Source organism: Caldichromatium japonicum (assembly GCF_011290485.1).
Classification (GTDB): domain Bacteria; phylum Pseudomonadota; class Gammaproteobacteria; order Chromatiales; family Chromatiaceae; genus Thermochromatium; species Thermochromatium japonicum.
This window is the reverse complement of record NZ_CP048029.1, coordinates 810,940-822,424: the sequence shown is the minus strand read 5'-3', so window position 1 is coordinate 822,424 and position 11,485 is coordinate 810,940. Positions and strand designations below refer to the sequence as shown.

The 11,485-nt window shown below is 57.9% G+C and carries 9 protein-coding genes; 5 read left to right on the top strand and 4 right to left on the bottom strand.

Annotated elements, in window-relative coordinates:
- Positions 1-55: 55 nt before the first annotated feature.
- The gene (locus GWK36_RS04030) at positions 56-532 is read right to left on the bottom strand and encodes an Hsp20 family protein (RefSeq protein ID WP_166270067.1); all 477 of its coding nucleotides are present in this window, start codon (positions 530-532) and stop codon (positions 56-58) included.
- A 277-nt stretch (positions 533-809) separates the two neighbouring features.
- Here GWK36_RS04030 and nspC point away from each other — a divergent pair, with 277 nt between their 5' ends.
- The 3 genes from nspC (at position 810) to GWK36_RS04015 (ending at position 5,674) form a co-directional block, all read left to right on the top strand.
- Entirely contained in the window at positions 810-1,916 is a 1,107-nt protein-coding gene (gene nspC, locus GWK36_RS04025; RefSeq protein WP_166270066.1) for a carboxynorspermidine decarboxylase, read from the top strand.
- A gap of 15 nt (positions 1,917-1,931) precedes the next feature.
- Positions 1,932-3,275, top strand: coding sequence for a saccharopine dehydrogenase family protein (locus GWK36_RS04020; RefSeq protein WP_166270065.1), 1,344 nt, complete (start codon positions 1,932-1,934; stop codon positions 3,273-3,275).
- Between the two features lie 143 nt (positions 3,276-3,418).
- Positions 3,419-5,674: an arginine/lysine/ornithine decarboxylase gene (locus GWK36_RS04015; RefSeq protein WP_166270064.1), complete on the top strand. Its 2,256-nt coding sequence runs from the start codon at positions 3,419-3,421 to the stop codon at positions 5,672-5,674.
- Here the strand turns inward: GWK36_RS04015 and xthA are convergent.
- Complete coding sequence (xthA, locus tag GWK36_RS04010; protein WP_166270063.1) at positions 5,661-6,497, bottom strand: exodeoxyribonuclease III; 837 nt, start codon at positions 6,495-6,497, stop codon at positions 5,661-5,663. The genes GWK36_RS04015 and xthA overlap by 14 nt on opposite strands.
- A gap of 37 nt (positions 6,498-6,534) precedes the next feature.
- Between xthA and GWK36_RS04005 the strand changes: the two genes are divergently transcribed.
- Positions 6,535-7,026 (top strand): methyltransferase family protein, encoded by a 492-nt coding sequence (locus tag GWK36_RS04005; RefSeq protein WP_166270062.1) that lies wholly within the window; start codon positions 6,535-6,537, stop codon positions 7,024-7,026.
- 6 nt (positions 7,027-7,032) lie between these two features.
- Here the strand turns inward: GWK36_RS04005 and GWK36_RS04000 are convergent, their stop codons facing one another.
- Both GWK36_RS04000 and GWK36_RS03995 read right to left on the bottom strand, forming a co-directional pair.
- Positions 7,033-7,695 (bottom strand): class I SAM-dependent methyltransferase, encoded by a 663-nt coding sequence (locus GWK36_RS04000; RefSeq protein WP_166270061.1) that lies wholly within the window; start codon positions 7,693-7,695, stop codon positions 7,033-7,035.
- Between the two features lie 298 nt (positions 7,696-7,993).
- Entirely contained in the window at positions 7,994-10,081 is a 2,088-nt protein-coding gene (locus GWK36_RS03995; RefSeq protein ID WP_166270060.1) for a thioredoxin domain-containing protein, read from the bottom strand.
- A 123-nt stretch (positions 10,082-10,204) separates the two neighbouring features.
- Here GWK36_RS03995 and GWK36_RS03990 point away from each other — a divergent pair, with 123 nt between their 5' ends.
- Positions 10,205-11,401 (top strand): class I SAM-dependent rRNA methyltransferase, encoded by a 1,197-nt coding sequence (locus GWK36_RS03990; RefSeq protein ID WP_166270059.1) that lies wholly within the window; start codon positions 10,205-10,207, stop codon positions 11,399-11,401.
- Positions 11,402-11,485 lie beyond the last annotated feature (84 nt).

The following is an 11,485-nucleotide window of genomic DNA, read 5'->3' as shown; positions in this document are numbered from 1 at the left end:
AAAAGCCGGGAGATAGCCCCGGCTTCATTGACGACGCCTGTGTGCCGCTTCTTAGTTAGGCCGCCTTGGGCTGTTCCTCAGCCGGCACATGCTCAATGACAGGGCTTGCCGCCCCTCCCGCCTTGATCTCAATGCGCCGCGGTTTCATCGCCTCCGGCACCTCGCGCACCAGGTCGATATGCAGCAGGCCGTTCGCTAGACGCGCCTCAACGACCTTCACATAGTCAGCAAGCTGGAACTTGCGCTCGAATGCCCGGTTCGCAATCCCGCGATAGAGGAAGTTACCCTCGCTTTCGGTCGTCTGCCGCTGACCCGAGATCGTGAGCAGATTGTCTTTGACCTCGATGTTCAGGTCAGATTCAGTAAAGCCCGCGACCGCCAGGGTGATGCGATAGCGGTTTTCGTCCAAGAGCTCGACATTGTAGGGCGGATAGCCGCCTGGCTCGCTGCGATAGGCCATCTCCAGCGCATTGGCCAGCCGATCAAAGCCGATCATCGAGCGAAACAGGGGTGAAAAGTCGATGGTCGTCATCTGCATATCCTCCTTCCAGAGCAATATGTTGATATTGTGGCGTTCTTTACGAACCGCCGGTTGCGCGGCCCCCAGTGGGCGACCGCATTGTCATATATAACACAAATTAGCACTCTGTCAAGAGAAGTGCTAAATCCTTGACGCATCCGCTCGCGCTGACCATCATGATGCCGCTCGATACCGGGGCGGCGCAGCCTGAGTCAGGCTTCATCAAATGGTCATGCGCTACCCTTAGCCTTTTATATCTCTTGTTTTAAGCAACCCGCATCTTGCCTCCATGACCGAGCTCATCACGCCCTATTACTTGATCGACGAAACCCGCCTCAAATGCAATCTCGAGATCATCCAAGAGGTGCGCGAGCGCTCGGGGGCCAAGTCGGTGCTGGCGCTCAAATGCTTCTCGACCTGGTGCGTGTTTCCCCTGATGCGCAGGTATATGGACGGGACCACCAGCAGCTCGCTTTTCGAGGCGCGCCTCGGTTACGAGCAGTTCGGCGGCGAGGTCCATGCCTATAGCGTGGGGTTTGCACACGCCGATATCCTCGCGGTCAGGGAGTTTGCCGACAAGATCATCTTCAACTCGGTCTCTCAGCTCAAACGCTTCTATCCCGAGGTCGCTGGCCTCAACCTCGGACTGCGGGTCAACCCTAGGATCAGCTATTCGCGCTATGACCTGGCAGATCCGGCGCGCCGCTATTCCCGACTCGGTGTCATCGATAAGCAGGCGATCGTCGAGGTGCTCCCCTGGATTCGGGGGATCATGTTTCACTTCAACTGCGAAAACGACGATGTCGAGAACTTCTGCGCCGCACTCGCCACCATCGGCCAGGAATATGGCGATCTTCTGCACCACCTGGAATGGGTGAGCCTCGGCGGCGGGATTTCATTTACCCATGAGGGCTATCCGCTCGAGCCCTTATGCGCGGCCCTTAAATCATTCAACCAGCGCTTCGGGGTACAGGTCTATCTCGAACCGGGAGAGGCAGCGGTGACCCAAAGCACCGAGCTCGTCACCACAGTGCTCGATGTGGTGCATAACGAGATCGACATCGCCATCATCGACGCCTCGCTGGAGGCGCATCTGCTCGATCATCTGATCTATCGCACAACCCCCAAGCTTGCCAGCCCCGGCCCAGGCCCTTATCGCATAATGGTGGCCGGGCGCACCTGCCTGGCCGGCGATGTCTTCGGCGATTTCATGCTCGAGAGGCCCCTTGAGGTCGGAGATGAAGTCAGGATCGCTGATGCTGCGGCCTATAGCATGGTCAAGATGAACTGGTTCAACGGGGTGGCCATGCCCGCGATCGCCGTGCGTCGACTCGATGGACGCATTGAGCTCATCCGGTCGTTTGGCTATGACGATTTCAAACGCAGTCTGTCTTAACAAAGGGAAACACTGATGAAGAAGAACCTATTGATCATCGGCGCCGGCGGCGTCGCCCATGTCGCCGCGCATAAAGCGGCCATGTACAATGACGAACTCGGCGACATCTGCATCGCCTCGCGCACCCTCTCTAAATGCGAGGGGATCATCGAGAGTATCCAACGCAAGGGTCATCTCAAGGACCCAGCGAAGAGGCTCTATGCGCGCCAGATCAATGCCCTCGACATCCCAGCCACCGTCGATCTCATCAAGGAGACCCAATCGGAGATCGTGATCAATCTGGGTCAGGCCTTTCTCAATATGTCGGTCCTCGAGGCCTGTCTTGAAACCGGGGCCGCCTATATCGATACCGCTATCCACGAGGAGCCAGACAAGGTCTGTGAGAATCCACCCTGGTATGCCAACTATGAATGGAAGCGCAAGGACCGCTGTATGGAAAAGGGCATAACGGCGATCCTCGGAGCAGGCTTCGATCCGGGTGTGGTCAACGCCTATTGCGCGCTTGCAGTCAAGCACCATTTCGACAAGATCGAGACCATCGATATTCTTGATGTCAATGCCGGCAGACACGGCAAGTATTTCGCCACCAATTTCGATCCCGAGATCAACTTCCGCGAATTCATCAAGGTATGGACCTGGATCGATCGGCGGTGGAAAGAATACCCGACCCATACCGTCAAGCGCGTCTGGGAGTTCCCTGTCGTCGGCCAACAGCCAATCTATCTCAACGGCCATGACGAGCTCCATTCGCTGTCGAAAAACATCGATGCCGATAGCATCCGCTTCTGGATGGGCTTTGGCGATCATTACATCAATGTCTTCACTGTCCTGCGCACCCTGGGCTTTTTATCGCATCTACCGGTCAAACTGGCCAATGGTCAGGAGGTCGTGCCCTTAAAAGTGACCAAGGCCCTCTTGCCCGATCCCATGACGCTTGCGCCCAATTACACCGGTAAGACCTGTATCGGTAACATCGTCAAGGGGTGGAAGGACGGCAAGCGCCGTGAGCTCTTTATCTATCAGGTCTCGGACCACAAGGCCTGCTATGAAGAGGTTGAATCGCAAGCGATCAGCTATACGGCCGGTGTGCCGCCGGTCGCGGCAGCGCGGCTGATCGCCAATGGTGCTTGGGATGTCAAGACCATGGTCAATGTCGAGGAGCTCGATCCAGATCCGTTCATCGCCCTCCTCGATCAGATGGGTCTGCCGACCGACTACAAAGAGATCGAGCCGGACAGCCCAGCATCATTCAATGGCACGGTGCGCGATCTCGAGACCGAGATCGCCGAATCCACGGTCACGGTCACTGTCTCGGCAGCTGATCCCATGATTGCGGTGAGACCCAAGCAGTCACCTTAAACATCTTCGCGCTGGGCGGGCCTGGGGCCCCTGATGTCTTCGCCCCCCCAGCAATTGGTCCTTTCTCTGGCAACTACTGAGGGACCATTCATCTGGCCGTTTGATGAAACGGCCCGCCCGTCCCGCTCATGAGGGTTTGGAACATGCGTTTTCGCTTTCCGGTCGTGATCATCGACGAGGACTTCCGCTCCGAGAATGCGAGCGGCCTGGGAATCCGCGCGCTTGCCAAGGCAATCGAGGACGAGGGTCTAGAAGTGCTCGGGGTCACGAGCTATGGTGATCTCGCATCCTTTGCCCAGCAGCAAAGCCGCGCCTCTTGTTTCATCCTCTCGATCGACGACGAGGAGTTCGGCAATGGCTCGCCAGAGGAGGTCCAGACGGCGCTCGCAGAGCTACGTGGGTTCGTGCGCGAGGTACGGCTGCGCAATGAAGACATCCCGATCTTTCTCTATGGCGAGACCCGCACCTCGCGTCATATTCCAAACGATATCCTCAAGGAGCTGCATGGCTTTATCCATATGTTCGAGGATACGCCCGAGTTTATCGCGCGCTATGTCGCGCGCGAGGCGCGGGCCTATCTCGACAGCCTTCCTCCGCCCTTCTTTCGGGCACTCACCCATTATGCTGCCGATAGCTCCTATTCTTGGCATTGTCCAGGCCATTCGGGTGGTGTTGCCTTTTTAAAAAGCCCGGTCGGCCAGATGTTTCATCAATTCTTTGGCGAGAACATGTTACGCGCCGATGTCTGTAATGCAGTGGATGAACTCGGTCAATTGCTCGATCATTCGGGGCCGGTAGCCGATTCAGAGCGCAATGCGGCGCGGATCTTTCATTGCGATCATCTGTTCTTCGTCACCAATGGCACCTCCACCTCAAATAAGATCGTCTGGCATTCCACCGTGGCTCCGGATGATGTCGTCGTGGTCGATCGCAATTGTCACAAATCGGTCTTACATGCCATCATTATGACCGGGGCGATCCCGGTATTTCTGATGCCGACCCGCAACCATTATGGGATCATCGGCCCTATCCCGTTGGATGAGTTCCGGCCTGAGAATGTCCGGCGCAAGATCGCTGCCAACCCATTTGCCAAGGACCGCACTGCCCGCCCGCGCCTGCTCACGATCACCCAGAGCACCTATGACGGGATCCTCTATAACGTCGAGACCATCAAATCGCTGCTCGACGGCGAGATCGATACCCTCTTATTCGATGAGGCCTGGCTGCCGCATGCCGCCTTTCATGATTTCTATGTCGGGATGCATGCCATCGGCAAGGACCGCAAACGTTGCCGTGAATCCATGGTCTTTGCCACCCAATCGACGCACAAGCTTTTAGCGGGCCTCTCCCAGGCATCGCAGATCCTGGTTCAGGAATCCGAAACCCGCCAACTCGATCGCGGTAGTTTCATCGAGGCCTATCTGATGCATTCATCGACCAGTCCGCAATATGCCATCATCGCCTCCTGCGATGTGGCGGCGGCGATGATGGAGCCCCCAGGCGGGACGGCGCTGGTGCACGAATCGATCCTCGAGGCCCTGGATTTTCGGCGCGCCATGCGCAAGGTCGATGACGAATACGGTGAAGATGATTGGTGGTTTAAGGTCTGGGGGCCGGATTATCTCGCTGAAGAGGGGATCGGCAGCCGCGAGGATTGGATGCTCCATGCCGGGGAACGCTGGCATGGCTTTGGCGAGATCGCACCCGGGTTCAATATGCTCGACCCCATCAAGGCTACGGTCATCACCCCGGGCCTCGATGTCGATGGCGAGTTCGCTGAATCCGGCATCCCCGCGGCGATCGTGACCAAGTATTTGGCCGAGCATGGCATCGTAGTTGAAAAGACGGGGCTGTATTCGTTTTTTATTATGTTTACCATCGGCATCACCAAGGGCCGGTGGAATACCTTGGTGACCGAATTACAGCAATTCAAGGATGATTATGATCGCAATCAGCCGCTATGGCGGGTCCTGCCCGAGTTCGTCCAACAATACCCGCGTTATGAAAAAATCGGGTTGCGCGATCTTTGCGATCAGATCCACGGGATCTATAAGGCCAATGATGTCGCGCGTCTGACCACAGACATGTATCTCTCAGACATCATCCCTGTATTAAAACCCTCCGTCGCCTTTGCCAAGATGGCCCATCGCGAGATCGATCGCGTACCGATTGACGAACTCGATGGACGGGTGACCAGTGTCTTGCTTACCCCCTACCCACCCGGGATCCCGCTCCTGATTCCAGGGGAGCGATTTAATGCCACCATCGTGCGCTATCTCCAATTTGCGCGCGAGTTTAACACCCGGTTTCCGGGTTTTGAGACCGATATCCACGGTCTCGTCAAAAAAGAGATCGACGGCAAGGTCAGTTATTTCGTCGATTGCGTCAGGATGCACTGAGCGGCGGGAGATCCAAGGCGATCCAGACCGGGCAATGATCCGAGGGCCTTTCCAAAGCGCGGATCTCATAAGAGACCCCTGCATCCTGCAGGCGTTCGCGCAAGGGGGGCGAGATCAAAATATGATCGATGCGCAGACCCCGTTTAGGCTCGCGCTCAAACCCCTTCGAGCGATAATCAAACCAGCTGAATCTATCGCTGACCTCAGGATAGAGGGCGCGATAGGCATCGATCAACCCCCAGTCGAGCAAGGCCTGAAACCACTGGCGTTCCTCAGGAAGAAAGGCGCATTTGCCGGTACGCAACCAGCGTTTGGCATTCTCTTCACCAATCCCAATATCCAGATCCAAGGGCGCGATATTCATATCGCCCATCAGGATAAGATTCTGAGTCGGGCTAAATGCAGTGCGCAGATATTCTAAAAGCCCCTGATAAAAGTGCTCCTTGGCTGGGAACTTGACGGGATGATCGCGCGATTCACCCTGCGGGCAATAGGCATCGATCACCACGAGTTCGGTGCCATCGGCGAGGCAATAATGGCCAACGATCAACCGACGTTGCGCCGTCTCAGCATCGCCGGGCAGTCCCTTGGTCACCGCAGCAGGGGGGTGTTTACTCAACAGGGCGACCCCATAGTGCCCCTTTTCTCCATGGATTTGGGCGTTATAGCCCAGGGACTGGGTCCAGTCGAGCGGAAACTCCGTATCGGCTACCTTGGACTCCTGCAGGCCGATAATGTCTGGATCAAGTCCGGACTTGAGCGCCTCGATCTGATGCGGGCGGGCGCGAACGCCATTGATATTGAATGAAACGATCTTAAGCACAGTACACCCTCTTCTCGAACGAAACGGAGACTTTGCGATGTCGATGCTGAAAATATTGAAGGGCGAACACGGCGAATATCTGGTCGTATTACAGTTTGTGCTGTTCTTTGTCTTCGTCTTGACGCCGGCATGGAATCCGCTGGCAACGCCAGCGGTGCTGTCTATCCTTTTGATCCCCCGCTGGCTTCTGCTGGGACTCTGCTGGCTGATAGCTATTTTATTCAGTGGCCTTGGGGTCCTGCATATCCGAGACTATCTTACCCCCCTGCCCTATCCCGTCGAACACAACCGACTCGTCAAACAGGGTGCCTACGCCTGGGTACGCCATCCACTTTATAGCAGTCTCATATTTGCGGGATTGGGTTGGATATGCTTTACCCTAAGCCTTAGCCATCTTTTGATTTTAATCATTGGATTTATCCTGCTGGATTATAAAGCCAGCAAGGAAGAACATTGGCTCACCGAGCGCCATCCCGAATACGCCGACTATGCGCGCCGGGTGCGTAAATTCATCCCGTGGATCTATTGATCCGGCCTAGACCTCATCGCTTGGATAGCCAAAGCGATTCTCAACCAGTTCGATGAGAAAGCCCTCGGGTCTATCCTTGGACAGATAAAGCTCCCAGTCGCTGCCGATCCAGATGTCCCGACTCCATGTATAGCCGACGGGACGATAGCGTACATCGAACCCGAACATCGCATAGACCGCTAGATCGACGAAGATCTCGTTTTCCGGCTCCTTGCTCCTGAGGTTTGTATCCTGGATCGCAAATGATTTGATGAATTCCTTGGCCGACCTCAAGGCGACCATATCCTTGAGCACAAAGCGAAACTCATGCGAGGCATCGAACTGGATAAAGACGCTTCCCTCTTGCCTTTGGATATGACCGGCCTCGACATAGGTTGGAAAGTCTCCGTGAAATGCCCTGACCCTGGCTGCTGCCTCTGGGATATATCTCAGGATCAGCTCATAGGTGTATCCCAGATAATTGGGATTGAGGTCGATCAGGTCCAAGGTCAGGTCAAAGTCAACAGCAGCCTGGGCAAGCAATACCGAGGCGCCGCCGAGAAAAACACCGACCTCACAGAGATGCTTGATCTCACCCCGCTGTTCGGCAAGATAATGGATGAGGTCTGCATAATACTGATAGGTACATTGATGCACATAGGGGATCTGATTGTCCCTAACGCGTGCCATGTACCTTCTGAAATATCTATTCTTGCCGATCGTATAGATGAGAGAGCGATGCCTGCCCAGCGCCCTTTTGATCCATCTCCTCAGGGGGTGTTCCTTCAGGTATTGATGTGCAGGGAGGGTAATCGATTCATGGGGGATGGAATATTTTTTGACCAAATCCTCGTCTGTCGGATGAATCTCGATGAATCGACCGAAGGAAGGTGCCTGGCGGATGGTCTCGCAATATCTATGCTCGTCCTCTCGGCTCATTGAGTAAAACCTATAGCGGGTTGTAAATAAGGCCGAGATTCTAGATCATTTATCGCCTTATCTCACCCCCTGTTGCTTCGAGCTCATTGAGAGAGGCGACCGGCGGCAGACACCGGGTCCCGCGACAGCGATAGATGAGGGGCCCATCGCCAGGGCGGATCGTAGCAAGTGCCCCAGGTAGATTAGGCACATCGGCGGGGATGGCAAAGACCAGGCGATCGGGCTGGAAGCCCTTCTGGGCGGCGCGTTGCCATGATCCAAGTCCGTCGCCTTCGGCGCGGATGACGAGCTGTTCGGGTGGCTCTTGCCACTCGGCAAGCGCGATCAACAGGCTTGCATGTGCCTCGGGTAGGCGCTGCATAGACTCAGCAGCGAGTTTGAGCGTGCGCTCCGCGGCCTCAAGATAGCGCACCTCGCCCACCAGGTGTCCCAGCCGCTGCAAGACCTGGGCGGCTACCCCATTGCCGGCGGGCAATGACTCATCGGCCAGGGGCTTGTGGTGGTGGATCAGGGTCTCATGGAGGGGGCCAGTCAGCCAAAAGCCACCGCGCTCGGGGTCTTGAAACTCAGCGATCATGACCTCGGCGAGCGCGATCGCCCACTCGAGGTCGGATGCCGACCAGCGCACCTGGAGCATCTCCAATAGAGCGGCGATCAGATTGACATGATCGTCGAGATAGCCCGGCGGCCCACTGACCCCCTCTCGCCAGACCGCGATCAAGCGCCCGTCGCGCCATAGGGTCCGCCGGATGAATTCAAGGGCGCGCTCGGCTGAGTCTAAGAGCTCAAACCGCTCCAGGAGACGTCCGGCGTGCGCCATCCCCTGGATCATCAGGGCGTTCCAGGCGGTCAAGACCTTGTCGTCGCAGTGTGGCCGCGGGCGGCGAGCGCGGACCGCCAAAAGTTTAGCGCGCGCTGCGGCGAGCAATCCCTGGACCTCGTGGATCCCCAGCCCCAGGTCGGCGGCGACCTCCTCTGGCCTGCGGGCGAGGGCGAGATGCCAGCGCCCCTTGAAGTTCGGCGGCCGATCCAGACCATAGACCGCGGCAAAGACCCGATAGGCATCGGCATCGAGACAATCGCGGACCTCAGCGCGGTCCCAGAGATAAAGGCCCCCTTCCTGTCCCTCAGTGTCGGCATCCAGAGTCGCGTAATAGCCGCCCTCTGGGGACTGCATCTCGTGCCTGACCCAATCGGCGGTTGCCAGGGCCGCTTCGCGGAAGGGCGCCTCGCCGGTGATGGCATAGAGGTCTGCGCACAGACCAAGCAGGGGTCCGTTGTCATAGAGCATCTTTTCGAAATGGGGGATCAGCCAGCGCTCATCGACCGCATAGCGATAAAACCCGCCCCCGATCTGATCGAAGAGGCCGCTGCCGATCATCCGCTGCAAGCTAAAGCGGGCCATGTGCAACAAACGCGGGTCTGGCCGACCCTTGGATAAGAGCTGCGCGTGGCGGCGCAACAGGAGACCCAGATCCTGGCTATGGGGAAACCTGGGCGCACCGCCAAACCCACCATAAACAGGGTCGAAGCTGAGGGCGAGTTGCTCGACCGCAGAGTCCAATAGGCTCTCATCCGGCAGCGCCGATCCGCCGCGCGGTTCGAGGCTGGCGAGCGCCGCGAGCAGGTGCCGGTTCTGTTCGCGGATGTCCCGGCCCTGCTCGCGATAGGCGAGCTCGACCCCGACCAACAACTGCTTAAACGACGGCAGGCCATAGCGTGGCTCGGGCGGGAAATAGGTGCCGGCAAAGAAGGGCACCAGATCATCCGGCGTGAGAAAGACGGTCAGGGGCCAGCCACCGGGTCGCCGGGCCAAGAGCTGGTGAGCGGTCTGATAGACCTTATCAAGGTCAGGTCGTTCCTCGCGATCGACCTTGATATTGATGAATAACCGGTTCATCAGCGCCGCGGTCTCTGGGTCCGCGAACGACTCATGGGCCATGACATGGCACCAATGACAGGCCGAATAACCGATCGACAGCAGGATCGGGCGGTCGAGCCGGCGGGCGAGGGCCAGGGCCTCCGGGCACCAGGGCCACCAAGCGACGGGGTTGGTCGCATGCTGTTGCAGATAGGGGCTGGCGGCTGAGGCCAGGCGATTGGCAAGGGAAACAGATCGGTCTTGCGCTCGGGACATGGGGCGTGGCCTCGGGGAGCTGTTCATGGGTCTAGATGGGCCCGGCCACCGTTTTTTCAGCCACGGGATCTCTAGGGTTTCGGTATAGTTTTCCCTTGACGAACCAAACGGCCTAACAAAACGATGCAACCCCAACCCCTTATCCTGCGCAAGGACCAGGAACGCCGCCTGCTTGCCGGACACTGCTGGATCTATAGCAATGAGGTCGATACCGACGAGACCCCACTTAAGGGCCTGGAGCCCGGCCAACCGGTTGAGGTCATCAGCCAACGCGGGCGCTGGCTCGGTTATGGCTATGTCAATCCACACTCGCTGATCTGTGCTCGATTGTTGAGCCGCGACCGCAGCCAGCCGCCAGGCCCCACCTTTTGGCTCAAGCGCCTACATCAGGCCCTGAGCCTGCGCGAACGGCTGTACGAACGGCCCTTTTATCGCCTGGTCTTCGGCGAAGCCGATGGACTGCCCGGTCTGATCGTCGATCGTTATGACGATCTTCTGGCGGTCCAGTTGACGACAGCAGGGATGGAGCATTGCCGCGCCGAGATCCTGACGGCCTTGGAACAGGTCTTGCGCCCACAGGCGATCGTCCTGCGCAATGACACCCCGGTGCGCGAGCTCGAGGGTCTGGAACAAGGGGTCGAATGGGTGCTGGGTGAGCCGCGGACAGAGGTGCGGGTCAGCGAGGAGGGATTGGTCTTTGCCATCGATCCTGGTCGAGGTCAGAAGACAGGCTGGTTCTTTGATCAGGCCGAAAACCGCAAACGACTGGCCCGCTACGGCGTGGGACAGCGGGTGCTCGATGTGTTCAGTTATCTCGGCGCCTGGGGGCTGCGGGCAGCGGCGCTCGGCGCCCAAGAGGTGCTCTGTATCGACAGTTCAACAGAGGCCCTGCAGGCGCTCATGATCAATGCCGAGCGCAACGGACTCGCCGGACGCATCCAGACCCTGCAAGGTGATGCCTTTGAACACCTGCGCGCCTTGCGCGAACAGGGGGAGCGCTTCGACACCCTGATCCTCGACCCTCCGGCCTTTATTAAACGTCGCAAGGACGAGCCCGAGGGACTCGCCGCCTATCGCCAGATCAATCGCCTGGGGCTTGAGCTCCTGAGGCCCGATGGTCTCCTGATCACCTCGTCGTGCTCGTTCCATCTCGGGCGCGAGACCTTCCAGCGACTGGTGCAACAGGCTGCACAGCGTAACGGACGGCGTATCCAGATCCTGGAGGTGGGGCAACAGGGCCCAGACCACCCGATCCACCCCGCGATCCCCGAGACCGCCTATCTCAAGACCCTGGTCGTACGCGCCTGGTCAGGGGATTAGATCTGCGTCTTGCGTTCGAGGTTGGCATGAAATATGCATTATTTTCGGATGGATTTTGCGCCGCACGGCCCCTAAACTTGCCGG

Coding starts and splice junctions, on each gene's coding strand:
- GWK36_RS04030 (WP_166270067.1), bottom strand. CDS start 532: ATGACGACCATCGACTTTTCACCCCTGTTTCGCTCGATGATCGGCTTT.
- nspC (WP_166270066.1), top strand. CDS start 810: ATGACCGAGCTCATCACGCCCTATTACTTGATCGACGAAACCCGCCTC.
- GWK36_RS04020 (WP_166270065.1), top strand. CDS start 1,932: ATGAAGAAGAACCTATTGATCATCGGCGCCGGCGGCGTCGCCCATGTC.
- GWK36_RS04015 (WP_166270064.1), top strand. CDS start 3,419: ATGCGTTTTCGCTTTCCGGTCGTGATCATCGACGAGGACTTCCGCTCC.
- GWK36_RS04005 (WP_166270062.1), top strand. CDS start 6,535: ATGTCGATGCTGAAAATATTGAAGGGCGAACACGGCGAATATCTGGTC.
- GWK36_RS04000 (WP_166270061.1), bottom strand. CDS start 7,695: ATGGCACGCGTTAGGGACAATCAGATCCCCTATGTGCATCAATGTACC.
- GWK36_RS03995 (WP_166270060.1), bottom strand. CDS start 10,081: ATGTCCCGAGCGCAAGACCGATCTGTTTCCCTTGCCAATCGCCTGGCC.
- GWK36_RS03990 (WP_166270059.1), top strand. CDS start 10,205: ATGCAACCCCAACCCCTTATCCTGCGCAAGGACCAGGAACGCCGCCTG.